The 25,819-nt window shown below is 68.6% G+C and carries 22 protein-coding genes, 1 tRNA gene and 1 riboswitch; of the genes, 13 read left to right on the top strand and 10 right to left on the bottom strand.

Features of this window, described 5'->3' with window-relative positions; genetic code table 11:
• Positions 1-62: 62 nt before the first annotated feature.
• On the bottom strand, positions 63-2,852 hold the full coding sequence (ppc, locus tag ACOYR3_RS07495) for a phosphoenolpyruvate carboxylase (RefSeq protein ID WP_422845830.1): 2,790 nt from the start codon (positions 2,850-2,852) through the stop codon (positions 63-65).
• Positions 2,853-2,988: 136 nt separating this feature from the next.
• Here ppc and hemC point away from each other — a divergent pair, with 136 nt between their 5' ends.
• From hemC to ACOYR3_RS07460, 7 genes are all read left to right on the top strand, one after another.
• Positions 2,989-3,942, top strand: a complete 954-nt coding sequence (hemC, locus tag ACOYR3_RS07490) for a hydroxymethylbilane synthase (RefSeq protein WP_422845829.1) — start codon at positions 2,989-2,991, stop codon at positions 3,940-3,942.
• A gap of 24 nt (positions 3,943-3,966) precedes the next feature.
• Complete coding sequence (locus tag ACOYR3_RS07485) at positions 3,967-4,779, top strand: uroporphyrinogen-III synthase (protein WP_422845828.1); 813 nt, start codon at positions 3,967-3,969, stop codon at positions 4,777-4,779.
• Positions 4,776-5,906, top strand: coding sequence for a uroporphyrinogen-III C-methyltransferase (locus tag ACOYR3_RS07480; protein WP_422845827.1), 1,131 nt, complete (start codon positions 4,776-4,778; stop codon positions 5,904-5,906). Before ACOYR3_RS07485 ends, ACOYR3_RS07480 begins: the two co-directional genes overlap by 4 nt.
• A 13-nt stretch (positions 5,907-5,919) precedes the next feature.
• Entirely contained in the window at positions 5,920-7,197 is a 1,278-nt protein-coding gene (locus tag ACOYR3_RS07475; RefSeq protein WP_422845826.1) for a heme biosynthesis HemY N-terminal domain-containing protein, read from the top strand.
• A gap of 274 nt (positions 7,198-7,471) precedes the next feature.
• Positions 7,472-8,068, top strand: coding sequence for a cytochrome b (locus tag ACOYR3_RS07470; protein ID WP_422845825.1), 597 nt, complete (start codon positions 7,472-7,474; stop codon positions 8,066-8,068).
• 128 nt (positions 8,069-8,196) lie between these two features.
• On the top strand, positions 8,197-8,772 hold the full coding sequence (locus ACOYR3_RS07465) for a YceI family protein (protein WP_422845824.1): 576 nt from the start codon (positions 8,197-8,199) through the stop codon (positions 8,770-8,772).
• A gap of 53 nt (positions 8,773-8,825) precedes the next feature.
• Positions 8,826-9,404, top strand: coding sequence for a YceI family protein (locus ACOYR3_RS07460; RefSeq protein ID WP_422845823.1), 579 nt, complete (start codon positions 8,826-8,828; stop codon positions 9,402-9,404).
• 136 nt (positions 9,405-9,540) lie between these two features.
• On the opposite strand, the gene ACOYR3_RS07455 is transcribed toward ACOYR3_RS07460, so the two are convergent.
• On the bottom strand, positions 9,541-11,265 hold the full coding sequence (locus ACOYR3_RS07455) for an ATP-binding cassette domain-containing protein (RefSeq protein ID WP_422845822.1): 1,725 nt from the start codon (positions 11,263-11,265) through the stop codon (positions 9,541-9,543).
• Positions 11,266-11,579: 314 nt separating this feature from the next.
• Here ACOYR3_RS07455 and ACOYR3_RS07450 point away from each other — a divergent pair, with 314 nt between their 5' ends.
• Together ACOYR3_RS07450 and galU are read left to right on the top strand one after the other, a co-directional pair.
• Entirely contained in the window at positions 11,580-14,477 is a 2,898-nt protein-coding gene (locus ACOYR3_RS07450) for a valine--tRNA ligase (protein WP_422845821.1), read from the top strand.
• 89 nt (positions 14,478-14,566) lie between these two features.
• Entirely contained in the window at positions 14,567-15,454 is an 888-nt protein-coding gene (galU, locus tag ACOYR3_RS07445) for a UTP--glucose-1-phosphate uridylyltransferase GalU (RefSeq protein ID WP_422845820.1), read from the top strand.
• 177 nt (positions 15,455-15,631) lie between these two features.
• Here galU and ACOYR3_RS07440 read toward each other — a convergent pair whose 3' ends face one another.
• The 3 genes from ACOYR3_RS07440 to cysM all read right to left on the bottom strand — a co-directional run bounded on the left by ACOYR3_RS07440 (position 15,632) and on the right by cysM (position 17,437).
• Positions 15,632-15,859, bottom strand: a complete 228-nt coding sequence (locus ACOYR3_RS07440; RefSeq protein WP_291487383.1) for a sulfurtransferase TusA family protein — start codon at positions 15,857-15,859, stop codon at positions 15,632-15,634.
• Positions 15,860-15,879: 20 nt separating this feature from the next.
• Positions 15,880-16,452, bottom strand: a complete 573-nt coding sequence (locus ACOYR3_RS07435; RefSeq protein ID WP_422845819.1) for an NUDIX hydrolase — start codon at positions 16,450-16,452, stop codon at positions 15,880-15,882.
• Positions 16,453-16,534: 82 nt separating this feature from the next.
• Positions 16,535-17,437, bottom strand: coding sequence for a cysteine synthase CysM (gene cysM, locus ACOYR3_RS07430; RefSeq protein WP_422845818.1), 903 nt, complete (start codon positions 17,435-17,437; stop codon positions 16,535-16,537).
• Positions 17,438-17,477: 40 nt separating this feature from the next.
• Between cysM and ACOYR3_RS07425 the strand changes: the two genes are divergently transcribed.
• A tRNA-Leu gene (locus ACOYR3_RS07425) sits at positions 17,478-17,562 on the top strand.
• A gap of 230 nt (positions 17,563-17,792) precedes the next feature.
• On the opposite strand, the gene ACOYR3_RS07420 is transcribed toward ACOYR3_RS07425, so the two are convergent.
• Complete coding sequence (locus tag ACOYR3_RS07420) at positions 17,793-18,008, bottom strand: hypothetical protein (protein ID WP_422845817.1); 216 nt, start codon at positions 18,006-18,008, stop codon at positions 17,793-17,795.
• A gap of 119 nt (positions 18,009-18,127) precedes the next feature.
• Positions 18,128-19,066, bottom strand: a complete 939-nt coding sequence (locus tag ACOYR3_RS07415) for a LysR family transcriptional regulator (RefSeq protein WP_422845816.1) — start codon at positions 19,064-19,066, stop codon at positions 18,128-18,130.
• Positions 19,067-19,249: 183 nt separating this feature from the next.
• Here ACOYR3_RS07415 and ACOYR3_RS07410 point away from each other — a divergent pair, with 183 nt between their 5' ends.
• From ACOYR3_RS07410 to ACOYR3_RS07400, 3 genes are all read left to right on the top strand, one after another.
• Positions 19,250-20,446, top strand: a complete 1,197-nt coding sequence (locus ACOYR3_RS07410) for an acyl-CoA dehydrogenase (protein ID WP_422845815.1) — start codon at positions 19,250-19,252, stop codon at positions 20,444-20,446.
• A 222-nt stretch (positions 20,447-20,668) separates the two neighbouring features.
• On the top strand, positions 20,669-21,940 hold the full coding sequence (locus ACOYR3_RS07405) for a CaiB/BaiF CoA transferase family protein (protein WP_422845814.1): 1,272 nt from the start codon (positions 20,669-20,671) through the stop codon (positions 21,938-21,940).
• Positions 21,941-22,035: 95 nt separating this feature from the next.
• Positions 22,036-23,004: a tripartite tricarboxylate transporter substrate binding protein BugE gene (locus ACOYR3_RS07400; protein ID WP_422845813.1), complete on the top strand. Its 969-nt coding sequence runs from the start codon at positions 22,036-22,038 to the stop codon at positions 23,002-23,004.
• A gap of 91 nt (positions 23,005-23,095) precedes the next feature.
• Here ACOYR3_RS07400 and ACOYR3_RS07395 read toward each other — a convergent pair whose 3' ends face one another.
• From ACOYR3_RS07395 to ACOYR3_RS07385, 3 genes are all read right to left on the bottom strand, one after another.
• Positions 23,096-23,656, bottom strand: a complete 561-nt coding sequence (locus tag ACOYR3_RS07395) for a 6,7-dimethyl-8-ribityllumazine synthase (protein WP_422845812.1) — start codon at positions 23,654-23,656, stop codon at positions 23,096-23,098.
• Between the two features lie 127 nt (positions 23,657-23,783).
• A riboswitch (FMN riboswitch) is annotated at positions 23,784-23,956 on the bottom strand.
• A gap of 226 nt (positions 23,957-24,182) precedes the next feature.
• Complete coding sequence (locus ACOYR3_RS07390; protein ID WP_422845811.1) at positions 24,183-24,668, bottom strand: hypothetical protein; 486 nt, start codon at positions 24,666-24,668, stop codon at positions 24,183-24,185.
• Positions 24,669-24,754: 86 nt separating this feature from the next.
• Entirely contained in the window at positions 24,755-25,714 is a 960-nt protein-coding gene (locus ACOYR3_RS07385) for a LysR family transcriptional regulator (RefSeq protein WP_422845810.1), read from the bottom strand.
• Positions 25,715-25,819: the final 105 nt, after the last annotated feature.

Raw genomic sequence — 25,819 nt, 5'->3', positions numbered from 1 at the left:
CAGCGCGGTGCCCATGGGCACCGCAGCGACTGCCTTGCGCCGCCAAAGGCCGCGCCCAACGATCAACCCGTATTCCTCAGCCCCGCAGCAATCCCATTGATAGAAATGTGAATCCCCGTCTGCACCCGCTCATCCCCCTGCCCCGCGCGCCAGCGGCGCACCAGTTCCACCTGCAGGTGGTGCAGCGGGTCGATGTACGGAAACCGGTGCTTGATGGAGCGGGCCAGCGCCGTGTTGTGCGCCAGGCGCTGCTTGTCGCCGGTGATGCGGGTGAGGGCATCGGCCGTGCGGTGCCATTCGGCCTCGATGGCGGTGAAGACCTTCTTGCGCAGGCGGGTGTCCGTCACCAGTTCGCTGTAGCGTGAGGCCAGGGCCAGGTCGCTCTTGGCCAGCACCATGTCCATGTTGGACAGCAGGGTGCGGAAGAACGGCCACTGGCGGTACATCTTCTGCAGCAGGGCCAGCTGGGCCTTGGGGTCCTTGCCCTCGGTGTTGATGAAGGCGTCCACGGCCGCACCGAAGCCGAACCAGCCGGGCAGCGTCAGGCGGCACTGGCCCCAGCTGAAGCCCCAGGGGATGGCGCGCAGGTCTTCGATCTTCTGGCTGGCCTTGCGGCTGGCGGGGCGCGAGCCGATGTTGAGCTCGGCGATCTCGCGGATGGGGGTGGCGCTGAAGAAGTAGTCGGTGAAGCCGGGGGTCTCGTACACCAGCGCGCGGTAGGCGCCCATGCTGGCCTGCGAGAGCTGCGCCGCGGCGTCCAGGAAGGCGCGGGTGGCCGGCTTGGTGGGCTGCAGCAAGGTGGCTTCGAGCGTGGCGGCGACCAGGGTCTCCAGGTTGCGGCGGCCGATCTCGGGGTTGGCGTATTTGGATGCGATGACCTCGCCCTGCTCCGTCAGGCGGATTTGCCCGCGCACGGTGCCCGGCGGCTGGGCCAGGATGGCCTGGTAGCTGGGGCCGCCGCCCCGGCCCACGGTGCCGCCGCGGCCGTGGAACATGCGCAGCTGGATGCCGTGCAGGGTGGCCAGCTCGTCAAACAGCTCCACCAGCGCGATCTCGGCGCGGTACAGCTCCCAGTTGCTGGTGAAGATGCCGCCGTCCTTGTTGCTGTCGCTGTAGCCCAGCATGATGTCCTGCTCGCCGCCGCTGCGCTGGACCAGCGCGGCCACGCCGGGCAGGCTGTAGAACTCGCGCATGATGGGCGCGGCATTGCGCAGGTCTTCGATGGTCTCGAACAGCGGCACCACGATGAGGTGGTTTCTGGACTGGGCGTCCAGCGTGCCCGTGAGCAGCCCCACCTCCTTTTGCAGCAGCAGCACTTCCAGCAGGTCGCTCACCGTTTCGGTGTGGCTGATGATGTAGTGGCGGATGGCGTCGTGGCCGAAGCGTTCGCGCATCACGCGGGCGGTCTCGAAGATGGCCAGCTCGCCCTGCGTGTGGGCGGAGTACTCGGCGCCCACCACGCGCAGGGGGCGCGCGTCGCCCAGCAGCTTGATCAGCAGCGCGCGCTTGGCGGCCTCTTGCAGGCCGGCGTAGTGCGGCTCGATGCGGGCCGTGGCCAGCAGTTCGGCCACCACCTCTTCGTGCTTGTCGGAGCTTTGGCGCAGGTCCACCGTGGCCAGGTGAAAGCCAAACACCTGCACGGCGCGGATGAGGGGGTGCAGGCGCTCTTGCGCCAGCGACTCGCCGTGGTGCGATTTGAGGGAGGCCTCAATCACGCGCAGGTCGGCCAGAAACTCTTCGGCGCTGGCATAGGCGTTTTGCGGGGCCACGGCGTGGCGCGCGGCCTCGCCGCCGGTCAGCTCCTTCAGCGATGCGGCCAGCCGCGCGTAGATGCCGGTGAGGGCGCGGCGGTAGGGCTCGTCCACGCGGTGTTCGCTGGTGTCGGGCGAGCGCTGGGCCAGGGCCTCCATCTCGGCCGACACCTGCACCAGGCGGGCCGACAGCGACAGCTCGCCGCCCAGGTAGTGGACTTCGGTGAGGTAGTGGCGCAGGGCCACCTCGGCCTGGCGGCCCAGGGCGTATTGCAGGGTCTGCGCGGTGACGTTGGGGTTGCCGTCGCGGTCGCCGCCGATCCACTGGCCCATGCGCAGGAAGCTGTGCACGGGGTACTGGCCCAGCTCGGTTTCCAGGTCGGCGTAGATCTTGGGAATTTCGCGCAGGAAGGTGGCTTCGTAGTACGACAGCGCGTTTTCGATCTCGTCGGCCACCGTGAGCTTGCTGTAGCGCAAGAGGCGCGTCTGCCACAGCTGGGCCACGCGGGCGCGCAGCTGGGCCTCGTTGGCGGCCAGCTCGCGCGGTGTGAGCGCGTCCTTGGCGCTGTTGTAGAGCTGGGCGCGCACCTGGATGTCGTCGCGCGCGGCCAGCAGCTGGGCGATGTCGCGCTCGGCGTCCAGAATGCTCTTGCGCTGCACCTCGGTGGGGTGGGCGGTGAGCACGGGCGCCACGTAGCTGCCGGCCAGCGTCTGCGAAATGGTCTTGGGCGCAATGCCGGCCCAGCGCAGGCGCGACAGGGCGACTTCGATGCTGCCCTCCTGCGTGTCGCCCGCGCGCTCGTGCACGGCGCGGCGGCGGATGTGGTGGCGGTCTTCGGCCAGGTTGGCCAGGTGGCTGAAGTAGGTGAAGGCGCGGATCACGCTCACCGTCTGGTCGCCCGACAGGGACTTGAGCAGCTTCTTGAGCGCGCGGTCGGCCTCCTGGTCGGCATCGCGGCGGAAGGCCACGGAGAGCTTGCGCACCTGCTCCACCAGTTCGTAGGCGGCCACCCCCTCCTGCTCGCGGATCACGTCGCCCAGAATGCGCCCCAGCAGGCGGATGTCGTCGATGAGGGGCTGGTCCTTGTCGGATCGTTTCATGGTACGCGGGTCTCCGGAGGTGGGTAAAGTGGCACGGCGCCGCGCGTCCCCTCGCATCCCTCCGGGGCGCACCAACCCCAGTGCGGGCGCATGCTAGCATCGCCCGCCGCTGAAAGATTACAAACAGGTTACGAACTTGACCACCCAAAAAACCGCCCCCCTGCGTATCGTCATCGCCACCCGCGAGAGCCGCCTGGCGCTGTGGCAGGCCGAACATGTGAAAGCGCTGCTGCAAGCGCGTGGCCACACCGTGGAGCTGCTGGGTATGACCACCCAGGGCGACCAGATCCTGGACCGCTCGCTGTCCAAGGTGGGCGGCAAGGGCCTGTTCGTGAAAGAGCTGGAAGTGGCACTGGAAGAAGGCCGCGCCGACATCGCCGTGCATTCGCTCAAGGACGTGCCCATGGAGCTGCCCGAGGGCTTTGCGCTGGCCTGCGTGATGGAGCGCGAGGACCCGCGCGACGCGTTCGTGTCGCCGCGCTACGCCGCGCTGGAGGACCTGCCCCAGGGCGCCGTGGTCGGCACCTCCAGCCTGCGCCGCCAGGTGCTGCTGCAGGCCCTGCGCCCCGACCTGAAGATCGAGCCGCTGCGCGGCAACCTCGACACGCGCCTGCGCAAGCTGGACGAGGGGCAGTACGACGGCATCGTGCTGGCGGCTGCGGGCCTCAAGCGCCTGGGCCTGGGCGCGCGCATCCGCACCACCTTTGAGGCCGGCTCCATGCTGCCGGCGGCGGGCCAGGGCGCCCTGGGCATCGAGGTGCGCAGCGACCGCCAGGACCTGATCGACGCGCTGGCCCCGCTGGCGCACCAGCCCACCTGGCTGACGGTGGCCGCCGAGCGCGCGGTCAGCCGCGCCATGGGCGGCAGCTGCTCCATGCCGCTGGCTGCCCACGGCACGCTGCGCGATGGCGCCCTGCAATTGCACGCCGCCTGGGGAGACCCGCAGGGCCGCCTGCCGCTGGTGCGCGCCCAGGCTGGCGCCACCGTGCAGGACCTGGCGCAGGCGGAGGCCCTGGGCGAAGCCGTGGCCCGGCAGCTGCGGGACGGCGGCGCACAAGGCGTGGATCCAGCCGGGTCCGCGCAACCCTGAATCCGCCCCCCGGGCCCGGCTGCCATGCCCCTGCCCCGCGTGATCGTCACGCGGCCCGAACGCGAGGCCGTCCCCTGGGTGCAGCAGCTGCGCGCGCGCGGCCTGCACGCCGTGGCGCTGCCGCTCATTGCCATCGGCCCCTGCCCCGATCCCGCGGCGCAAGCGGCGCTAGCCCAGGCCCGCGCCCGGCTGGACGGGTACCGGGCAGTGATGTTTGTCAGCGGCAACGCGGCGCTCCATTTTTTTGAAGAAAATCCGGCTCTAGCGCTTACTGGTAAAGCGCAAACAGCTATCAAAACAAGAGCATGGGCACCCGGCCCCGGCACCGCGCGCGCCCTGGAGCAGGCAGGGGTGCCCGCCGACCGCATCGACAGCCCGGCGCCGGACGCGCCGCAGTTCGACTCGGAAGCGCTGTGGCGCCAGGTGGGCGCGCAGGTGCAGCCGGGCGACCGGGTGCTGATCGTGCGCGGCAGCTCCGGCACCGAACCCGGCCCGGCCCAGGGCACCGGCCGCGACTGGCTGGCGCGGCAGATCGAGGCCGCCGGCGGGCAGGCGGAGTTTGTGGCGGCTTACCAACGCGGCGCCCCCCACTGGAATGCGGACGAGGTGGCGCTGGCGCAACAGGCGGCGCGTGATGGATCCGTCTGGCTGCTGAGCAGCTCGGAAGCTGTTGCCCATCTGGCAGAAGCCCTGCCCGGCCAGGACTGGGGGCACGCCCATGCGCTGGCCACGCACCCGCGCATCGCCGAAGCGGCGCGCGCCGCCGGGTTCGGGCACGTGCGGGAATGCCGCCCCGCGCTGGAAGACGTGGTGGCCTCGATAGAATCGGGCGCATGAGTTCTGCGCCTGCCAACGACCTGCCCCCTGCTTCCGCCGCCGCCCCCGAGGCTGCCACCGTGGCAGGCGCAGCGCAGGCCGCGCCCGCAGCACCAGCGGCACGCGGCACCGGCCGCCGCGGCCATGGCCTGACGCTCGTGCTGGGCGCCGTGGCCGCCGCCGCGCTCGCCAGCAGCGGCCTGCTGTGGCAAAAGCTCGGCACCATCCAGGAACAGCTGGCGCGGCAATCGGCCGACACCGGCGCCCAGGCCATCGAGGCCCGCGCCATGGCCCGCCAGGCCGAAGAGTTGGTCCGCGAGACCGCCGCCCGCCTGTCCGTGGCCGAAGCCCGGGTAAGCGAGGTGGCGCTGCAGCGCAGCCAGCTGGAAGAGCTCATGCAAAGCCTGTCGCGCTCGCGCGACGAGAACCTGGTGGTGGACATTGAATCCGCCGTGCGCCTGGCGCAGCAGCAGGCCCAGCTCACCGGCAGCCTGGAGCCGCTGGTGGCAGCCCTCAAGAGCGCCAACCAGCGCATCGAACGCGCAGCCCAGCCCCGTCTGGCACCGGTGCAGCGCGCCATTGGCCGCGACCTGGACCGCCTGACCCGCGCCACGGTCACCGACACCGCCGGGCTGCTGGCCCGCCTGGACGACCTGGTCCGCCAGGTGGACGAGCTGCCTGTGGTGAACGCCGTGGCCCAGGCCGCGGCCACGCGCCGCCTCGCCGCGGCTCCGGCCGCCCAAGGCAGCGCGCCCGCCCCCGCCGAAGGCCTGGCCTGGTGGCAGGCGGCGCTGCAAAGCGGCTGGGAAGTGGTGCGCGACGAAGCCCGCAACCTGGTGCGCGTGAGCCGCATCGACCAGCCCGAGGCCATTCTGCTGGCGCCCGACCAGACCTTCTTCCTGCGCGAGAACCTCAAGCTCAAGCTGCTCAACGCCCGCCTGGGCGTGCTGGCCCGCCAGTTCGAATCGGCCCGCGCCGACCTGGCCGCCGCCACCGCCGCGCTGAACAAGTACTTCGACCCGGCTTCGCGCCGCACCCAGAACGCCGCCAGCATGCTGCAGCAGGCCCAGGCCCACATGAAGACCGCCGAGCTGCCGCGCCTGGACGAAACCTTGTCTGCCCTGGCCACTGCGGCCGCGGGCCGCTGAAGGCCGAGGCACCATGCGCGCTGCACTTTGGCTTCTGGCACTGTTTGGCGTGGCCGTGGCGGCCGCGCTGTTTGCGGGCAACAACCAGGGCACCGTCACCCTCTACTGGCCGCCCTACCGCATTGACCTGTCGCTGAACATGGTGGTGCTGCTGCTGGTGGGCGGCTTCGTCACGCTGCATGCCGCGCTGCGCGCGCTGGCGGCCTTGCTGGAACTGCCGCGCCAGGCGCGCCGGTGGCGCCAGCAGCAAAAGGAGCGCGCCATGCATGCGGCCCTGATGGATGCCCTCACGCACATGCTGGGCGGGCGCTTCATCCGCTCGCGCAAGGCGGCGGAGGCGGCGCTGTCCCAGGAAAAGGCGCTGGAATCCGCCGGCGAGGGCGTGCCCCACGGGCGGCAGCTGCGCGCCCTGTCGCACATGATCGCGGCCGAGGCCTCGCATGCCCTGCAGGACCGCGCCACACGCGAAACCCATCTGAATGAGGCGCTCTCCGAGGCCCCGGCCCGCGGCACCGTCAGCGAACAGGAGCTGCGCGAAGGCGCGCAGATGCGGGCGGCGCGCTGGTCGCTGGACGACCGCGACGCAGCCGCGGCCCTGGACCGCCTGGCGGCCCTGCCGCAAGGAGCCGCCCGGCGCACCCTGGCCCTGCGCATCAAGCTCAAGGCCACCCGTCTGGGCCACCAGACCCAGGAAGCCCTGGACACGGCCCGCCTGCTGGGCAAGCACCGCGCGTTTTCTACGGCAGCCGCCCAAAGCATCGTGCGCGGCCTGGCCACCGAGCTGATCAACAGTGCGCACGACACAGCCCAGCTGCAGCAGATCTGGCTGGCCCTGGAGCCGGCCGAGCGCAACATGCCTGAGCTGGCAATCCACGCGGCCCAGCGGCTGGCGGCCCTGGGAGGCGACGCCACCCAGGTGCGGGCCTGGCTGCTGCCGGTGTGGGAGCGCCTGGTGGACAGCCCCGACCTGCTGGCCGAGCACCACGCGCTGAAGCTGGTGCGCGCCCTCGAAGCCGGGCTGGACGCGCTGGACGCCGCCTGGCTGGCCCGCATTGAATCCGCCCAGCAGGGCAACCCGCGCGACGCGCGCCTGCAGTACCTGGCGGGCATGGCCTGCCTCAAGCGCCAGCTGTGGGGCAAGGCACAACAATTGTTGACGCAGGCAGCCCTGCAGCTGTCCGACACCGGCCTGCGCGCAAGCGCCTGGCGCCACCTGGCCGAACTGGCCGAACAACGCGGCGACGCCCCTACCGCCGCCGACGCCTGGAAGAAGGCCGCCCTCGGGCAGTAACCGCGCACCCGGGCCGGCCTCCCAGCCACCGCCCACCGCCCCCGCCCTCTGCCAACCCCGCAACGGGGTTGCGCACTGCCGTCTGCAAACCGCCCCTCCCGCGCAACACAAAGCCCCAATCGTTGGGGAACTTTGATCGGCACCCCGTTATCGATTCAATTTTTTTGAATCGAAGCATCAATCTGGCTGAAACCCCGGCCGCCAGCCGCTTTCTACACTGCCCTGCAGCCACGGCTGGCGCTCGCTTGGCCTACCCCTGAAGCCCCCTCTGCCCATGACCGTCTCCGCTACTGCTCCTCACGCTACCGCCGGTGCCCCGGCCCGCCGCTACACCCGCACGGCCATGCTGCTGCACTGGGTGCTCGGGCTGGCCCTGGTGGGCATCTTTGCCGTCGGTGTCTACATGGCCGACCTCCCGTTTTCGCCGCAGCGGCTCAAGCTCTACAACTGGCACAAGTGGGCCGGCGTCACGCTGCTCGCCCTGTCCGCGCTGCGCCTGCTGTGGCGCGTCACGCACCGCCCGCCCGCCCTGCCGCCGGCCATCGTGAAGGCCATGCCGGGCTGGCAGAAGCTGGCGCACCACGCCACCCACGCGTTGCTGTACGTACTGTTCTTTGCCGTGCCCCTCATCGGCTGGGCCTACAGCTCGGCGGCCGGGTTTCCCATCGTCTTCCTGGGCCTGTGGCAGCTGCCGGACTTCGTGCCGGTCAGCAAGACGCTGGCCGAGGCCATCAAGCCCTGGCACGAGATCACGGCGTTTGCCATGGCCGCCCTCGTTTTGCTGCACATCGCCGGCGCGCTCAAGCACCAGTGGGTGGACCGCGACGGACTGGTGGCGCACATGCTGCCCGGAGGACGAAGCCCCTCCTGAGCCGCCTGCGCTACGGGGCGGCCCTTGCCCGGCGTCCGCTGGGGGGCCTGCCAGAACAACCGCCGCGCCTGGCGCGCTCGTCCGCTGGCGCCACTTTCACTTGTTGCCTTTTTGAACGGAGTTCCTGCATGCATCTGTCTTCCAGCCTGTCCCGCATTCTGCTGGGTGCAGCCCTCACCCTCGGCGCTCAGGCCGTTCTCGCCCAGCAGGCGCTGGTGCCCGCCCAAAGCGAGGTGCAGTTCACCGCGCGCCAGATGGGCGTGCCGCTGGAGGGGCACTTCACCAAGTTCAACGCCCAGGTGGCGTTCGACCCGGCCAAGCTCGCCACCAGCAAGATCACCTTCACGGTGGATACCGGCAGCGCCACGCTGGGCTCGCGCGAGACCGACGCCGAGCTGCCCAAGCCCGCCTGGTTCAACGTGCCCAAGTTCCCGCAGGCGCAGTTCGAGTCGTCCAGCATCAAGGCGCTGGGCGGCGGCAAATTCGAGGTGGCGGGCAAGCTCACCATCAAGGGCAACGCCCAGAACGTGGTGGTGCCGGTGGCGCTGGCCCAGAGCGGCGCCACCACCACGGCCACGGGCACGCTGCCGATCAAGCGGCTGGCTTTCAAGATCGGCGAGAACGAATGGGCCGACACCTCGATGGTGGCCGACGACGTGACGGTGAAGTTCAAGCTCGCGCTCACCGGGGTTCCGAAGCTCTGACGCGGGCCCCTGATCTTTTTCCCTTTCTTTTCCACAACCAGGAGTTTTCTCCCATGCGCAAGTCCCTGTTCTCCCTGATCGCCGTGGCAGCCGCCGCCACCCTGACCGCGGGCGCCGCCCAGGCTGCCAACTACGCCATCGACCCCACGCACACCTTCGTGACGTTCGAAATCGGCCACTTTGGCACGACCACGAACCGCGCCCGCTTCGACAAGAAGCAAGGCTCCGTGGAGTTCGACCGCGCGGCCAAGACGGGCAAGGTGGAGATCTCCATCGACACGGCCTCGGTGAACTCCGGCACGCCCGCGTTCGACAAGCACCTGCAAAGTGCCGACCTGTTCGACGCCGCCAAGCACCCCACCATCAAGTTCGTCTCGGACAAGTTCGTGTTCAACGGCGACAAGGTGAGCGAAGTGGCCGGCCAGCTCACGCTGCTGGGCAAGACCGCGCCGGTCACGCTGAAAGCCACGCAGTTCAACTGCTACGACAGCCCCATGCTCAAGCGCGAAGTCTGCGGTGGCGATTTCGAGACCACCATCGACCGCACCCAATGGGGCCTGAACTATGGCGTGGAATGGGGCTTCCCCAAGAACGTGCGCCTGGTGGTCCAGGTGGAAGCCGTGAAGCAGTAAGCCCTGCGCCGGCCCGTTGGCGGCGGCCCCTCCGGGGGCGGCCCACGGCACCCAGCCGCCCCTGCCCTGGCGCAGCGGGCGGCTTTGTTTTTTGCCGGGCCGAGCGCGCCAGGCCTCTCCGCCAGGCGGCACAGGCTCATGCCGCGTCCAGCGAGGCACCCAAGTCCCAGCCCGCGGGGCGCCAGGCCCATACCACGGTGGGCTGCACGGCCCGCAAGAAGGCCAGGTCGTGGGACACCACGATCACCGCCCCGGTAAAGGCCGCCAGCGCATCCTGCAAGGCCTGCGTGGCATCACGGTCCAGATGGTTGGTGGGCTCGTCCAGCAGCAGCATTTGCGCGGGCTCCCCGGCCCACAGCGCGCAAGCCAGCGCGGCCTTCATGCGCTCGCCGCCGCTGAGCACACCCGCGGGGCGGCCCACCCTGGCGCTGCCCAGGCCCAGCTGGGCCAGGTGCGTGCGCAAGCGCGCTTGCGGCAAGCGGCAGCCCAGCGCCTGCAAGCGCTCCACGACACTGAGCTGCGCGGGCAGCAGGGCGGGATCCTGCGGGTCCAGCCAGGCCGCCCGCACGCTGCGCCGCACTACCCCCGCCGCGGCCGTCTCGGGTGCCGCGATCAGCCGCAGCAAGGTGCTCTTGCCGCAGCCGTTGGGACCCACCACGGCCACGCGCACCGGCCCGCTCCATACGCCGTCCAGCGGCGCCTGGCCCAACGGAGCGCGGGGGGCACGCACCCGCTCGAAGGCAAGCACTGGCTTGCCCGCCTCGACCCGGCTTTGCGGCAGCACCAGCGCGGCCTCGGGCGGGGGCGCTGTGCGCGATGCGGCGGCACGCACGGCGTCCTCCAGCCGCTCGCGCTCTTGCTGCTGGCGCTCGCGCTCGCGGCCCGCGTGGCCCTCTGCGCTGTTCTTTTGGCGGTCCAGCAGCACGGCCGACTGGTTGGCCGTGCGCCCGGCCTCGCGCCCGCGTGCGGCGCGGCGCAACTGGGCGTCGTGGGCACGCTGCAACGCGCGCAAACCCCGGTCCCGCTCGGTGCGCGCATGCTCCAGCGCCGCCTGCGCGGCCGCGGATTCGGCCGCGCGCTGGCGCTCGTACAACGCCCAGCCGCCGCCGTAGCGCTGCGCGCCCGCCGCCGACAGTTCCACGATGCAGTGCACGCCGGCCAGCAGTTCCCGGTCATGGCTGGCGAGCAGCGCCGCGCCCTTCCACCCGGCCAGCGCCTGCGCCAGGCAACGCCGCCCAGGGCGATCGAGGTGGTTGGTCGGCTCGTCCAGCACCAGCAGGTCCGCGCCCGAAAGAAAGGCCCCCGCCAACGCCACGCGCATGCGCTCGCCCGCGCTCAGCTGCCCCGCCGCATGCCCGGGCGGCAGACCTGCCAGCCCCCAGGCCGATGCCGCCTGCGCCCAGCGCTGCGGCAGGTCCCAGCACCCTTCCGCCAGCACCAGGTCCTCGGGCGATCCGCGCCCGGCCTGCAGCCGCACCAGCGCGCCCCAGGCCGCTCCGTGGCCCGCCAGGTCGGCCACCGTGATTCCGGCGCCCGCACCGGGCTCCTGGCCGACGCGCCAACAGACCCCACGGCGCACCACCACCCCGGCGGAAGCTTGGCGGCTGCCGGCCGCCAGCTGGAGAAAAACACTCTTGCCGCTGCCATTGGCGCCGACCACGCCGGTGATGCCCGGCCCGACGGCCAGGTCCAGCGGCTGAGCCCACAGCGGCGCCGCCCCCGGCGGACTCCAGCCCACGCCGTGGAAGCGCACGAGGGCCGCACCCGCAGAGGGATCGGACGAAGAGAAAGAGGAGGAAGAAGAAAAAGAGGACGCGCCAACACTGCCCTGGGCAGCCGCACGCCGGTGCGCAATCGCCATGCCAATGCACTCCTGACAAGACCCACAGACCTCCCGGCCGGTGAAAGGCTGCAGGAGGAACGGCTTGAAAGGGGCTTACAGGCGCATGGGAGTCGAGCCTCCGAGGGGAAGCGGGCAAAGCGATGAGCGCGCAGTCTACTGCACAACCCCGCGCGGCGCCAAGGCCGGACTGTGGCGCCGCGCCCAGCTCCGCCAGGGGCACTGCGGCAGGGCTTTGGCAGCAGGCGGATAGCGGGCCGGTAAAATCATCCCATCCCGCCTCCAGTCAACCTGACGGCATCCTTCGGGATGCCGTTTTCCTTTGCCATTCCGCCATGAGCGACACCATTGCACAACCGGGCCTCGAAAGCCTGTCCAAGTCCTTTGAACCTGCAGCGCTGGAAGCCCATTGGGGCCCCGAATGGGAGGCGCGCGGGTATGGCAAGGCGGGCCACCGCGGTACCGGCGCCCCGCAAGCGGGCGAGCCGTCCTTCGCCATCCAGCTGCCGCCCCCCAACGTCACGGGCACGCTGCACATGGGCCATGCGTTCAACCAGACGATCATGGACAGCCTCACGCGCTACCACCGCATGCGCGGCTTCAACACCGTGTGGGTGCCCGGCACCGACCACGCGGGCATCGCCACGCAAATCGTGGTGGAGCGCCAGCTGCAAGAGCAAGGCATCAGCCGCTACGACATGGGCCCCACCCCGCCCGAGGCGCGCAAGAACTTTGTGAGCAAGGTGTGGGAGTGGAAGGAAAAGTCCGGCAACACCATCACCACGCAGATGCGCCGCATGGGCGACAGCGTGGACTGGAGCCGCGAATACTTCACCATGGACGACAAGCTGAGCGCAGTCGTCACCGATACCTTCGTGAAGCTGTACGAGCAAGGCCTGATCTACCGCGGCAAGCGCCTGGTGAACTGGGACCCGAAGCTGCAGTCCGCCGTGTCCGACCTGGAAGTCGAGAACGAAGAAAAAGACGGCTCGCTGTGGCACATCGCCTACCCGCTGGCCGATGGCTCCGGCAGCCTGACGGTGGCGACCACCCGGCCCGAAACCATGCTGGGCGACGTGGCGCTGATGGTGCACCCCGAAGACGCACGCTACACGCACCTCATCGGCAAGATGGTGAACCTGCCGCTGTGCGACCGCCAGATCCCGGTGATCGCCGACGAGTACGTGGACAAGGAGTTCGGCACGGGCGTGGTGAAGGTGACGCCTGCGCACGACCAGAACGACTACGCCGTGGGCCAGCGCCACAAGCTGCCCATGATCGTGGTGCTGACGCTGCAGGCCACCATCAACGAGAACGCGCCCGCCAAATACCAGGGCATGGACCGCTTCGTGGCCCGCAAGGCCGTGGTGGCAGACCTCGAAGCCATCGGCGCGCTGGTGGAGGTGAAGAAGCACAAGCTCATGGTGCCCATCTGCACCCGCACCGGCCAGGTGATCGAGCCCATGCTGACCGACCAGTGGTTCGTGGCCATGAGCAAGGTGGGCGAAGGCGACGCCACGGGCAAGAGCATCGCGCAAAAGGCCATCGACGCCGTGGCCAGCGGCGAAGTGACCTTTGTGCCCGAGAACTGGGTGAACACCTACAACCAGTGGATGAACAACATCCAGGACTGGTGCATCAGCCGCCAGCTGTGGTGGGGCCACCAGATCCCGGCCTGGTACGACGAAGACGGCAACGTGATCGTCGCCCGCACCGAAGCCGAGGCGCAGGCCAAGGCCCCGGGCAAAAAGCTGCGCCGCGACGAGGACGTGCTGGACACCTGGTACTCGTCCGCTCTCGTGCCCTTCAGCACCATGGGCTGGCCGAACCAAGGCACCGCCGAAACCGACGACTTCAACCTGTACCTGCCCAGCACCGTGCTGGTCACGGGCTACGACATCATCTTCTTCTGGGTCGCCCGGATGATCATGATGACCACGCACTTCACGGGCCGCGTGCCGTTCAAGCATGTGTACATCCACGGCCTGGTGCGCGACGCGCAGGGCAAGAAGATGTCCAAGTCCGAAGGCAACGTACTCGACCCGGTGGACCTGATCGACGGCATTGCGCTGGAGCCCCTGCTCGACAAGCGCACCACCGGCCTGCGCAAGCCCGAGACCGCGCCCACCGTGCGCAAGAACACGCAAAAGGAATTCCCCGAGGGCATCCCGGCCTATGGCGCCGATGCGCTGCGCTTCACCTTTGCGGCGCTCGCGTCGCTGGGCCGCAGCATCAACTTCGACAGCAAGCGCTGCGAGGGCTACCGCAACTTCTGCAACAAGCTCTGGAACGCCAGCCGCTTCGTGCTGATGAACTGCGAGGGCCAGGACTGCGGCCTGATGGAGCACACCAAGGCCGACTGCCAGCCCGGCGGCAAGGCCCATGGCTACATGGAGTTCAGCCAGGCCGACCGGTGGATCAGCTCGCTGCTGCAGAAGACCGAGGCCGAGGTCGCCAAGGGCTTCGAGGAATACCGCCTGGACAACGTGGCCAACACGATCTACGACTTTGTCTGGAACGAGTACTGCGACTGGTACCTGGAGATCGCCAAGGTGCAGATCCAGAACGGCACCGCAGCGCAGCAGCGCGCCACACGCCGCACGCTGATCCGCACGCTGGAAGCCATCCTGCGCCTGGCGCACCCCATCATCCCGTTCATCACCGAAGCGCTGTGGCAGGTGGTGGCGCCCGTGGCGGGCCTGAAAGGCGAATCGGTCAGCATTGCCCGCTATCCCCAGGCGCAGCCCGAGAAGATTGACGAAGCAGCCATCGCCCACATGGGCCGAGTGAAGGGCCTGGTGGACACCTGCCGGGCGCTGCGCGGCGAGATGAATGTATCGCCCTCCACCCGCCTGCCTTTGTTCGTGGTGGGCGATGCCGACTTCATGCGCGGCGTGGCGCCGGTGCTGCAGGCGCTGGCCAAGCTGAGCGAAGTCAAGGTGTTCGACGACGAAGCCGCCTGGGCGGCCGCAGCCCAGGCCGCGCCCGTGGCCGTGGTGGGCGAAGCGCGCATGTGCCTGTTCATGGAGATCGACGTGGCCGCCGAGAAGGCCCGCCTGGCCAAGGAAATCGCGCGTATCGAGGGCGAAATCGCCAAGGCCAACGGCAAGCTGTCCAACGAGGCCTTTGTGGCGAAGGCGCCGGCCGCGGTGCTGGAGCAGGAGAAAAAGCGGGTGGCCGATTTCACCGCGACCCTCGTCAGATTGCGCGATCAGCTGACACGGCTGGGCTGAAACAGACGCCATACTTTCTGGTAGATGCGGTGCGCCTCGCCCCTCGGTGACCGAGGCCCCGCCCGTTTTGTTCGTCTAGAAAGATCCTCATGACCGTTGCCACCGCCGTCCGCAAAGCCGTGTTCCCCGTTGCGGGCCTGGGTACCCGTTTTCTGCCTGCCACCAAGGCATCTCCCAAGGAAATGCTGCCCGTCGTGGACAAGCCGCTGATCCAGTACGCCGTGGAAGAGGCGTACGAGGCCGGCATCCGCGACATGGTGTTCGTCACGGGCCGCAGCAAGCGCGCCATTGAAGACCACTTCGACACCGCCTACGAGCTGGAAAACGAGCTGGAAAACGCCGGCAAGCAAGAGATGCTGGCGCTGGTGCGCGGCATTGCGCCCGACGACATGAACTGCCTGTTCGTGCGCCAGCCCCGCAGCCTGGGCCTGGGCCATGCCGTGCTGTGCGCCGAGCCGCTGGTGGGCAACGAGCCCTTTGCCGTGCTGCTGGCCGACGACCTGATGGTGGGCAACAACGGCGGCCCGGGCGTGATGGCACAGATGACCGCCGCCTTTGCCAAGCAGGGCCGCTCGCTGCTGGCGGTGCAGGAAGTGCCGCAGGAACACACCCGCCGCTACGGCATCGTGAAGGGCGAGACGGCCAGCGACGGGCTGATCCGCATCGACGAAATCGTGGAAAAGCCCGCGCCCGAGAAAGCCCCCTCGCGCATGGGCGTGGCCGGGCGCTACGTGCTCACGCCCCGCATCTTCCAGGAGATCCGCAACCAGCCCCGCGGCGTGGGCGGCGAGATCCAGCTCACCGACGCCATCGCGCGGCTCATGCAGCACGAGACCGTGTATGCCTTTGAGTACGAGGGCAAGCGCTACGACTGCGGCAGCAAGGAAGGCTTCTTGGAAGCCACGGTGGAGCTGGCGTTGCAGCACCCGCAGGTGGGCGCGCACTTCCGCGAATACCTGAAGACGCTGGCGCTGTAGGCGTCCACTCGCGCGCGAGGGAAGGGCTTGGCGCGCCCTTTGCTTCAATTTGTATAGCTGCTCGCGCTTATCTGGCGCGCGCCAGCAGCCATTTGGATCCGAACATGCTGCTTGCTCACCGCCGCCGGTTGCGCTCTCGGCAGGGGCTGAGGCAGCGCGCCGAGCGGATAGCGCAGCTTATCTGCGCCGCAGCACGTGGATGAACTCATCCCCCACCGTCTGCTGCTCGACCAACTCGTTCCCCGTCTGTTTGGCAAACGCCTGGAAGTCACGCAGCGAGCCGCTGTCGGTAGCCACCACCTTGAGCAGCTGGCCGCTGTCCATGTCGGACAGCGCCTTTTTCGCCTTGAGGATGGGCAATGGGCAGTTCAGGCCCCGGGTGTCGATTTCTTTGTGGATGTCCATGGTGGGTGTCGTCTTCGGTTTCAGTCTTTTGCCTGGGGCGGCAGGTTCAGGCCACGGCGGCGCTCTTCGTTTTCTTCCGCGGTGAAGAACACCGGCTCGTGCCCCCGGGTGCGCAGCCAGTCGGCCAGCGCGTAGCCCGTGCCTGCAGGCCAGCATTTGAGTTCGTGCAGGTCGTACATCCGGTAGTCCACCAGTTCGGGCGACAGGCGCACCTCGCCCGTGGCCACCACATGGTAGGCAATGATGACCTGGTTCATGCGCAGGAATTCGTAGGCGCCCACCAGCGTCGCGGCCTGCACGTCGAGGTTGGTTTCTTCCTTCACCTCGCGGGCAATGCCTTCCTGCGGCGACTCCCCCGCCTCCATGAAGCCGGTGATCAGCGCAAACATCTTCACCGGCCAGGCCGCATTGCGCGCCAGCAGCACCTTGCCATCCACTTCCACGATGGCCGCCAGCACCGGCGTGGGGTTGTTCCAGTGGGTCCAGCCGCAGGCGGGGCAGCGCAGCCGGGCCTTGTCGCCGCCGTCTTCGGCCTGGGTGATCCACTGCAGCGGCGTGCCGCAGTGCGTGCAGAAACGGGTCTCGTAGTGCATGCTGTTGGCGCTCTTATTTTGATAGCTGCCAGCGCTTTTCCATAAAGCGCCTGAGCCTGATTGTTTGCAAGAAAAACCGCGCTCAGGCCGGGAACACGCCGGTGGACAGGTACCGGTCGCCCCGGTCGCACACCACAAAGACGATGGTGGCGTTGCTCTCGCGCGCGGCAATCTGCTGGGCCACCCAGCACGCGCCAGCGGCGGAGATGCCGGCAAAGATGCCCTCTTCGCGCGCCAGGCGGCGGCACATGTCCTCGGCATTGTCCTGGCTCACGTACACCAGCTCGTCCACGGTGCTGGCGTCGTAGATCTTGGGCAGGTATTCCTGCGGCCACTTGCGGATGCCCGGGATGCGCGAGCCTTCCTCGGGCTGCGCGCCAATGATCTGGATGGCCGGGTTCTTCTCCTTGAGGAACCGCGAGACGCCCGTGATGGTGCCGGTGGTGCCCATGGCGCTCACGAAGTGGGTGATGCGCCCGCCCGTCTGCTCCCAGATCTCGGGGCCCGTGGTCTCGTAGTGGATGCGGGGGTTGTCGGGGTTGGCGAACTGGTCCAGCACCTTGCCCTCGCCGCGCTTTTGCATGGCCTCGGCCAGATCGCGGGCGTGCTCCATGCCGCCGCTCTTGGGGGTCAGCACCAGCTCAGCGCCAAAGGCCTTCATGGTCTGCGCGCGCTCGATCGAAAGGTCTTCGGGCATGACCAGCACCATGCGGTAGCCCTTGATGGCGGCGGCCATGGCCAGCGCAATGCCGGTGTTGCCCGACGTGGCCTCGATCAGCGTGTCGCCAGGGCGGATATCGCCACGCTCCTCGGCGCGGCGGATCATCGACAGCGCAGGCCGGTCTTTCACCGAGCCTGCGGGGTTGTTGCCTTCCAGTTTGCCCAGCACCACATTGCCGCGCACAGCGTTGTCCTGAGCGCCGATGCGCTGCAGCGCCACCAGCGGCGTGCGGCCTACGGCGTCTTCAATCGTCGGATAGTTCATGCGCCCTACTGTGCCATAATTCGGGGCTTCACGAATTCCCGCCGGAGTGGTGAAATTGGTAGACGCAGGGGACTCAAAATCCCCCGCCGCAAGGCGTGCCGGTTCGATTCCGGCCTCCGGCACCACAGACCAGGCTGGCAGCTTCCCGCTCCCGGCCTTTTCTTTTTTGTGGACGCTCGCTGCCCGGGCAGGCCCTTTCGCCATGACCACCACCGCACAAGACCTGATCGCATTCGCCACGGTGTGGGCCTACCGGCTCGCAGCCTATGCGCTGGAGAATCTGGCCGAAGACGCGGCGCTGCTGGCAATGGTGTTCTGCTGAGCCGGCCGCACAGGCGGCCGGTGGGCGCCGGGCTCAGTTGTCCTGCCGCCGGATGAGCTGGCGCCCGCTGGGCGTGATGGAGAGCTGGCCGCTGGGGCTCCGCGCGATGTGGCCCCACTCCAGCAAGCGGGCCGAGACGTGTTCCTTGATGGCATGGGGCACGGTCAGGATCTTGCCCATTTCAAGCTGCTTGAGGGTCTCGATCTCGTCAACCGTGGGATCGAAATGCGGAGCGTGGTAGGTCGTCATGGTGCTCTCTCTCGAACGTAGGGTGGATAGTGTCAGACTGACTCGGCCCGGCCCAGAATAGTTCAGCCCCACCCCCTCGCGCAAGCGCATCCCACCGCCCCCCGCCCCTGCCGCCCTCCTCATGCGGACGGCGCCGACTCGGCCGCGGCCGCCTGCAGCCAGCGGGCGAAGGCCGCCAGCACCGGCAGCTGGCCCTGTGCGGGGCTGATGAGGTAGTACGCCCGCTCGCCGCGCAGCGGCCGCGCACAGGCCACCACCAGTTCCCCGTTGGCCAGCTCCGCCTCGATGAGCATGGGGGGAATCAGCGCCACGCCCATGCCCTGCGTGGCGGCCACCGACAGCATGGAGAACAGCTCATAGCGCGGCCCGTCCAGCGCGCGGGGGGCTTCCACCCCCATGGCATCGAACCACTGGCGCCAGCCGTAGGGGCGCGTGCTCTGCTGCAGCAGCGGCAGTCCGGCCAGCGCCTCGGGCGCCACCGGCTGGTGCGCACGGCCGCGGCCGCGGGGCGCTGCTTGCTCCAGCAGGCGCGGGCTGCAAACGGGCACCACCTCTTCGTGCATCAGCAATTGGGCCTGCACACCGGGCCAGTTGCTTACCTGCTCGGGCGTACCCGCATACAGCGCCGCGTCAAACGTGGTGTCAGCAAACAAAAAGGGCCGCGTCTGCGTCTCGATGTGCACCACGATGTCCGGGTGCTGCCGGGCCAGCTGTGGCAGGCGCGGGATGAGCCAGCGCGTGGCAAACGTGGGCACCGCTGCGAGCGCGATGGTGCCGCCCTCGCCCTGGTGGGCCATCACGTCGAGTGTGTCGCGCTCCAGCCCTTGCAGCCAGCGCGCCACCTGGCGGCCATAGTGCGCACCGGCGGGCGTCAGCACCACACCGTGGCGTGTGCGGCGAAACAGCGCCACGCCCAGGAATTCTTCCAGCGCCTGGATCTGGCGCGAGACTGCGCTTTGGGTGAGCGACAACTCCTGCGCGGCGCGGGTGTAGCTCTCGTGGCGAGCGGCGACTTCAAAGCAGGCCAGGGCCTGGGTCGATGGGATGTTGCGACGCATGCTGAACAGGAATTGGAAACCCGGGATAGGGGCGATGAAATCCGGTGAGCCAGTATTCCATACATTCCAAAAACGCATTTCTGGATGAAAACAAGTCGCTTGCCGCCCCAGCTTCAGCGACCTACGATGCACCCCGAATTCCCGTCTTTTTCCTTCCCCTTTTCTTCTTTCGGAGACACCGCCATGGCCCACGCCGCCTTTCAATGGGACGACCCTTTCCTCTTGAGCCAACAGCTGACCGATGACGAGCGCGCCATCCGCGACGCCGCCGCTGCGTATTGCCAAGACAAGCTGGCGCCACGTGTGCTGGAGGCGTTCCGCCACGAAAAGATGGACGTGAGCATCTTCCGCGAGATGGGCGAAGTGGGCCTCTTGGGCCCCACCATCCCCGAGCAATACGGCGGCCCGGGCCTGAACTACGTGGCCTACGGCCTGATTGCCCGCGAGGTGGAACGGGTGGACTCGGGCTACCGATCCATGGCCAGCGTGCAGTCGTCGCTGGTGATGGTGCCGATTCATGAATTCGGCACCGAGGCGCAAAAGCAGAAATACCTGCCCAAGCTGGCCACCGGCGAGTGGATCGGCTGCTTCGGCCTGACCGAGCCCGACCACGGCTCCGACCCCGGCAGCATGGCCACGCGCGCCTACAAGGTCGACGGCGGCTACAAGCTCAAGGGCAGCAAGATGTGGATCACCAACAGCCCCGTGGCCGACGTGTTCGTGGTCTGGGCCAAGGAAGTGTCCGAAGGCGGCGCCGTGGGTCCCATCCGCGGCTTTGTGCTCGAAAAAGGCTGGAAGGGCCTGACGGCCCCCGCCATCCACGGCAAGGTGGGCCTGCGCGCCTCCATCACCGGCGAGATCGTGATGGACGACGTTTTCGTGCCCGAAGAAAACGCCTTCCCTGAAGTGCAGGGCCTGAAGGGCCCCTTCACCTGCCTGAACAGCGCGCGCTACGGCATCGCCTGGGGCGCGCTGGGTGCGGCCGAGTTCTGCTGGCACACCGCCCGCCAGTACACGCTGGACCGCAAGCAGTTTGGCCGCCCCCTGGCCGCCAACCAGCTCATCCAGAAGAAGCTGGCCGACATGCAGACCGAGATCGCCATCGGCCTGCAGGCCTGCCTGCAGTTCGGCCGCATGAAGGACGCGGGCACGGCCAGCGTGGAAGGCACCTCCATCATCAAGCGCAATAGCTGCGGCAAGGCGCTGGACATTGCCCGCCTGGCGCGCGACATGATGGGCGGCAACGGCATCAGCGACGAGTTCGGCGTGGCCCGCCACCTGGTGAACCTGGAAGTGGTGAACACGTATGAAGGCACGCACGATGTGCATGCGCTCATCCTGGGCCGCGCCCAGACGGGCATCGCCGCGTTTGCCAACTGAACCCTGCCCTGACTCCCTTCTCCCCTCTCCCCCCGCGGGAGAGGGGCCGGGGGAGAGGGGCAGCGGCGCACGCGGTGAGCCTGACCGCCCCTCTCCCCAACCCTCTCCCGCGAGGGGAGAGGGAGCGGACAGGGCGCATCGCCGCACATTTCAAGTGTTTTAGGCCGCTAGCGCTTATTGGAAAAGCGCTGGCAGCTATCAAATTCATAGTTCATCAACGCCATGACCACCTCCCCCTCCAACCCAGGCGCCCTCGCGGGCATCAAGGTGCTCGACCTCTCCCGCGTGCTCGCAGGCCCCTGGTGCACGCAGATCCTGGCCGACCTGGGTGCGGACGTGGTCAAGGTGGAGCGCCCCCGCGTGGGCGACGACACGCGCCAGTGGGGCCCGCCCTTCCTGAAGGACGCCGAGGGCAACGACACGAATCAGGCCAGCTACTACACCGCGTGCAACCGCAACAAGCGCTCCGTCACCATCGACATGGCCTCGCCCGAGGGGCAGGCGCTCATCAAACAGATGGCGCTGGAGGCCGACATCGTGGTGGAGAACTTCAAGGTCGGCGGCCTGAAGCAATACGGACTGGACCACGAGAGCCTGCGCGCGCTGAACCCGCGCCTCATCTACTGCTCCGTCACCGGCTTCGGGCAGGACGGGCCGTACGCCGAGCGCGCGGGCTACGACCTGATGGTGCAGGCCATGACGGGCCTGATGAGCATCACCGGCCATGCCGACAGCCAGCCCGGCGGCGGCCCCATGCGCGTGGGCGTGGCCGTGATCGACCTGTTCACCGGCCTGTATGCCAGCAACGCCATCCTGGCCGCGCTGCACGTGCGCGACAACGCGGTGAGCGGCACCGGCCAGGGCCAGCACATCGACATGGCGCTGCTGGATGTGGGCATGGCCGTGCTCGCCAACCAGGCCGCGGGCTTCCTCGCCACCGGCAAGGCCCCCGGCCGCATGGGCAACAGCCATCCCAGCCTCGCGCCCTACCAGGACTTTCCCACGGCCGACGGCAACATGCTGCTGGCCATTGGCAACGACGGGCAGTTCCAGCGCTTTTGCGCGGCCGCCCACCAGCCCCAGTGGGCCACTGACCCGCGCTTTGCCACCAACACGCTGCGTGTGCAGCACCGTGCCGACCTCATACCGGCCATGCAGGCCGTGACGCGCACGCGCACCACCGCCGACTGGATCGCGCTGCTGGAAGACAAGGCCGTTCCCTGCGGCCCCATCAACACCATCGCCCAGGCGTTTGACGACGCGCAAGTGCAGGCTCGCGGCCTGGCCGTATCGCTGCCGCGCTGGAAGGATGGCGAAGCCGGCGACGGCATTGCGCAGATCACCGGCGTCGCCAGCCCGCTGCGGCTGTCGGCCACCCCGCCGGTGCTGCGCAATGCGCCGCCCGCCCTGGGCCAGCACACCGAAGAAGTGCTGCGCGAAATGGGGCTGGACGACGCGCGCATCGCCGCGCTGCGGGCCGCCAAGGCCATCTGACCGGGCCGAACCAACTGGCGCCCTGGTGCCATTTCTTGCTGCGGGGGCGGTAACGACAGCCGCGCCCTGCTTTTTACTATCCCAAGGAGACAAACATGATCCGTCGCACCGCCCTGGCCCTGGGCGTCCTCGCCCTGGCCAGCGCCGCCGCCCAGGCGCAATCCGCCTGGCCCACCAAGCCCATCCGCCTGCTCGTGCCCTTCGCCGCCGGCGGCACCACGGACCTGATTGCCCGCACCATTGCCGAGCCCCTGGGCCGCGAGCTGGGCCAGCCCGTGGTGGTGGAGAACAAGGGCGGTGGCGGTGGCAGCATCGGCGCCTCGGAAACGGCCCGCGCCGTGCCGGACGGCTACAACCTGGGCGTGGCCACGGTGTCCACCACCGCCACCAATCCGGCCATCAACCCCAAGATTCCGTACAACGTGGCCACCGACTTCACGCCCATCGTGAACATTGCGGCCACGCCCAACGTGATCGCGGCGTACCCCAAGCTGCCCTTCCAGGACTACAAGGGCATGCTGGCCGCCGTGAAGAAGGAGCCCGGCAAGTACGCCTATGCCTCGCCGGGCAACGGCAGCATCACCCACCTGATGATGGAGATGTTCAAGCTGGGCACGCAGACCTTCATGGTGCACGTGCCCTACCGCGGCTCCGGCCCGGCGCTGACCGACACCGTGGCCGGCCAGGTGCCGCTGATCTTCGACAACCTGCCCTCGGCCCTGCCCTTCATCAAGGAAAAGCGCCTCACCGCCATCGTGGTGGCAGCCCCCCAGCGCGTCCCCGCGCTGCCGGACGTGCCCACGTTCAAGGAAGTCGGCCTGGAGCCGGTGAACCGCATGGCCTACTACGGCCTGGTGGGCCCCAAGGGGCTGCCCAAGGACGTCGTGGACAAGGTGAACGCCGCCGTGCGCAAGGTGGTGCAGGACCCCACCATCCGCAAGCGCATCGAGGAAACCGGCTCCATCATCATGGCCGACACCCCCGAGGCCTTCGCCAAGCAGATGCGCGAGGAGCTGGCCGTCTACAAGGACGTGGTGGCCAAGCAGAAGCTGACGATGGACTGAGCCCGGCAGTTCAAACCAAATCGGCGGCCAGCGCTTGCGGGACAAGCGCTGGCCGCTATCTTTTTAGAAGCAGCTCAGCAAAGCAAGTGCTTCACGCCAGCGCTTCCGCCTTCGCGGGGCTGGCCTGCTGCGCGGTGGCCAGGGTGGGCGAAGCCAGCTTGCGCAGGTAGGCCATGGTCTGCAGGCAGGCCTGCGCCACCTCGATGCCCTTCTTCACGAAGTGCTCGCGGAAGAAGCGCAGATGGTCCTCGTGGTCGTGGAAGTCGCGCGGCGTGAGCACGGCCGACATCACGGGCACCTCGGTGTCGAGCTGCACGCGCATCAGGCCGTCGATCACGGCGGTGGTGACGAACTCATGGCGGTAGATGCCGCCGTTGACCACCAGCGCGCAGGCCACGATGGCGTCGTAGCGCCCGCTGCGCGCGAGCTTGCGCGCCAGGAGCGGGATCTCGAACGCACCGGGTACGTCGAAGAGCGCCACCTGCGCGGGCAGCAGGCCGTGGCGGTCGAACTCGGCCAGGGCCGCATCACGGGCCTGGTAGACGATGTCCTGGTGCCAGCTGGCGCTGATTATGGCCACGCGGGCGCCGCGGTGGGCGGCGACAGGAGCCAGGGGAGAGACGGAAGAAGAAGCAGAAGACAACTGATTCATGGGGTTCCTCAAGAAAGGTCAGACCAGAATCAGGGCGCGCGCGAACACGTGCCCCTGGCAGGTGGCGCAGCCCGCAGGCGCGCAGCGGCGCGCCCACCAGCCGGCACCCGCCCGGGGCCCGTGGGTTTCGCGATCTCTTTCATCCGGACTGTGACCGTCGGCTCTGGCATCGCACCAGATCTGCTGACCCTGCGGCGCTGCTCCGAAGAACCTCGCCCCAGGCGCTCGCGGGCTCTTGCCGGTCTTTCACAACCCGCAAATACCGCCGGTGGGGAATTCCGCCCCGCCCTGAGAACGCTGCCGGCCCCGAAGGTCATTCGGGGCCGGCAGGTGGATTTTAGAAGCGCCGCGAAGTCAGCGGGGTCACCAAGGCGATTGGGGGGCGGCGGGGCGCTTTGCTTCGGGTGTTCGTCGCGCCTTCGTCCGCAGCGCTCCAACCACCCGTTCGGGCTGAGCTTGTCGAAGCCTTGCGCCGCGCTTCGACAAGCTCAGCGTGAACGGTGTGTTCGATGGTCTGCCGGGCCGCTCAGCGCACGCGCTGGAACCCGCCCTCGGCCCAGGCCGCCGCGCTGGCAGGCGTGAGCTTGAACGTGGGCGGTGCGGATGCGCGGGCCAGCTCTTCGCCCAGTTCGTCCTGCGCGCTCAGCGTGGCCGTGGCGCCCTCTTCATCGGGCACGATGGCCAGCGCCACGCGCAGGCGCTGGCCCTCGGCCGTGGTGATGTGCACGCTCTTGTTCAGCTGCGCGTGCAGCTGCTGCTCGTGGCGGCGCAGCACCTCGCTGGCCGTCTTCACCAGGGTGTGGAAGGCCGACACATCCAGCGGCTTGGGGTTCTTCTTGTCGCGCCCCATGGTCCAGGGGCCCACCAGCGCGGGTTCGGCCTCGCCCTTCAACGTCATGGCCACGGCCCAGCCATCGTCGTCCTCGTTCTTGATGACCTGCGCCGTCCACAGGCCGTCGCTCCAGCAGCGGGGTTCCTGGATGGTGTCGGGCGTGTCGTGGGAGTCGGTCATGGCAGGGCAGGGGCAAAGGGGGCGCAGAGCATAACGGCATGGGCACCACGGCCGGTCTTTCAATAACCGCTGGTTATCGAAGTGCATTACCCCGCCACGCCTGCCGTCTCACGCAGCACCGCCATGAAGGCTTGCGCGGCCGGCGTGGGCGGCTCGCCCAGGCGGGTGATGAGGCCGTAGCCCGGCATGCGGTCGGGCCAGCCCACGGGGATGCGTGCGAGCAGCCCGCGGCGCACATACTTTTCGACCAGCGCCGAGGGCTGCAGTGACAGCATGGGCGTGGTGTTCATCAGCTCCAGCGCGAACAGGAACGACGGCGTTTCCACCACGCCCGCTGTCAGCGACAGGCCCGCACCGCCAAACAGGTCGTCCGACACCTTGCGCACCGCCGTGGAGGGCGGGTACAGAATCCACGGCCAGTGGGCCAGCTCGGTCAGCGACAGGTCGGCCGCGCCGCGCAGCGGGTGGTGCGGCCCGGCCACCACCGACATGGGCTCGGCCGACAGGTGCTCGTAGCGGAACTGGCTGCGCTGGTCCTCGCTGGTAAAGCGACCGATCATCAGGTCGATCCTGCGCTCGGCCAGCCAGGCGATGAGCTGGTCGCTGCTCTGCTCCAGGATCTTGAGCACCAGGAGCGGCCGCAGGCGCTGGATCTCCACCACCGACGCCACCAGCACATGCGCGGCCGAGCCGGTGATGGCGCCCACCGTCACATGGCCGTGGCCGCCCTGCTTGAGCGCGTTGAACTCGTCCACAAACCTGCGCTGCCCATCCAGCGCCGCACTGGCATAGCGCAGCGTGAAAAGCCCCAGCTCGTTGGGCCGCATGCCGCGCGAGAGGCGGTCGAACAGTCGCGCTTCCAGGATCTCCTCGATGTCCATCAGGATCTTGGTGGCCGCAGGCTGCGTGACGTGCATCTGCTCGGCCGTGAGCCGCAGGTTGCGGGTGCGGCCCAGGATGTCCAGAAACTGCAAATGCCGAAAGCGCAGCCGCGCGCAGGCCTGCGCCAAAGACAAGGGTTTACCCGGAAATTCGTCTGGACTCATAAGCGTTTGGAATGGATTTTCGCAAAACATTCAGTGGACCTGTCGGGGCGCGAAACCTAACCTTTGCCCTGCGTTCATGACGGCTGGCCCCAAAAGAGCCGCAGG

The sequence above is a fragment of the Acidovorax sp. M2(2025) genome, assembly GCF_049330835.1.
Taxonomy (GTDB): domain Bacteria; phylum Pseudomonadota; class Gammaproteobacteria; order Burkholderiales; family Burkholderiaceae_C; genus Acidovorax.
The sequence above is the reverse complement of the archived record's forward strand: the minus strand, read 5'-3'. Positions and strand labels throughout refer to the sequence as shown.

What these genes read in the sequence shown, in the direction of transcription:
- ppc (WP_422845830.1), bottom strand. Translation starts at nt 2,852, where the DNA reads ATGAAACGATCCGACAAGGACCAGCCCCTCATCGACGACATCCGCCTG.
- ACOYR3_RS07485 (WP_422845828.1), top strand. Translation starts at nt 3,967, where the DNA reads ATGCCCCTGCCCCGCGTGATCGTCACGCGGCCCGAACGCGAGGCCGTC.
- ACOYR3_RS07480 (WP_422845827.1), top strand. Translation starts at nt 4,776, where the DNA reads ATGAGTTCTGCGCCTGCCAACGACCTGCCCCCTGCTTCCGCCGCCGCC.
- ACOYR3_RS07475 (WP_422845826.1), top strand. Translation starts at nt 5,920, where the DNA reads ATGCGCGCTGCACTTTGGCTTCTGGCACTGTTTGGCGTGGCCGTGGCG.
- ACOYR3_RS07470 (WP_422845825.1), top strand. Translation starts at nt 7,472, where the DNA reads ATGACCGTCTCCGCTACTGCTCCTCACGCTACCGCCGGTGCCCCGGCC.
- ACOYR3_RS07465 (WP_422845824.1), top strand. Translation starts at nt 8,197, where the DNA reads ATGCATCTGTCTTCCAGCCTGTCCCGCATTCTGCTGGGTGCAGCCCTC.
- ACOYR3_RS07460 (WP_422845823.1), top strand. Translation starts at nt 8,826, where the DNA reads ATGCGCAAGTCCCTGTTCTCCCTGATCGCCGTGGCAGCCGCCGCCACC.
- ACOYR3_RS07455 (WP_422845822.1), bottom strand. Translation starts at nt 11,265, where the DNA reads ATGGCGATTGCGCACCGGCGTGCGGCTGCCCAGGGCAGTGTTGGCGCG.
- ACOYR3_RS07450 (WP_422845821.1), top strand. Translation starts at nt 11,580, where the DNA reads ATGAGCGACACCATTGCACAACCGGGCCTCGAAAGCCTGTCCAAGTCC.
- galU (WP_422845820.1), top strand. Translation starts at nt 14,567, where the DNA reads ATGACCGTTGCCACCGCCGTCCGCAAAGCCGTGTTCCCCGTTGCGGGC.
- ACOYR3_RS07440 (WP_291487383.1), bottom strand. Translation starts at nt 15,859, where the DNA reads ATGGACATCCACAAAGAAATCGACACCCGGGGCCTGAACTGCCCATTG.
- ACOYR3_RS07435 (WP_422845819.1), bottom strand. Translation starts at nt 16,452, where the DNA reads ATGCACTACGAGACCCGTTTCTGCACGCACTGCGGCACGCCGCTGCAG.
- cysM (WP_422845818.1), bottom strand. Translation starts at nt 17,437, where the DNA reads ATGAACTATCCGACGATTGAAGACGCCGTAGGCCGCACGCCGCTGGTG.
- ACOYR3_RS07420 (WP_422845817.1), bottom strand. Translation starts at nt 18,008, where the DNA reads ATGACGACCTACCACGCTCCGCATTTCGATCCCACGGTTGACGAGATC.
- ACOYR3_RS07415 (WP_422845816.1), bottom strand. Translation starts at nt 19,066, where the DNA reads ATGCGTCGCAACATCCCATCGACCCAGGCCCTGGCCTGCTTTGAAGTC.
- ACOYR3_RS07410 (WP_422845815.1), top strand. Translation starts at nt 19,250, where the DNA reads ATGGCCCACGCCGCCTTTCAATGGGACGACCCTTTCCTCTTGAGCCAA.
- ACOYR3_RS07405 (WP_422845814.1), top strand. Translation starts at nt 20,669, where the DNA reads ATGACCACCTCCCCCTCCAACCCAGGCGCCCTCGCGGGCATCAAGGTG.
- ACOYR3_RS07400 (WP_422845813.1), top strand. Translation starts at nt 22,036, where the DNA reads ATGATCCGTCGCACCGCCCTGGCCCTGGGCGTCCTCGCCCTGGCCAGC.
- ACOYR3_RS07395 (WP_422845812.1), bottom strand. Translation starts at nt 23,656, where the DNA reads ATGAATCAGTTGTCTTCTGCTTCTTCTTCCGTCTCTCCCCTGGCTCCT.
- ACOYR3_RS07390 (WP_422845811.1), bottom strand. Translation starts at nt 24,668, where the DNA reads ATGACCGACTCCCACGACACGCCCGACACCATCCAGGAACCCCGCTGC.
- ACOYR3_RS07385 (WP_422845810.1), bottom strand. Translation starts at nt 25,714, where the DNA reads ATGAGTCCAGACGAATTTCCGGGTAAACCCTTGTCTTTGGCGCAGGCC.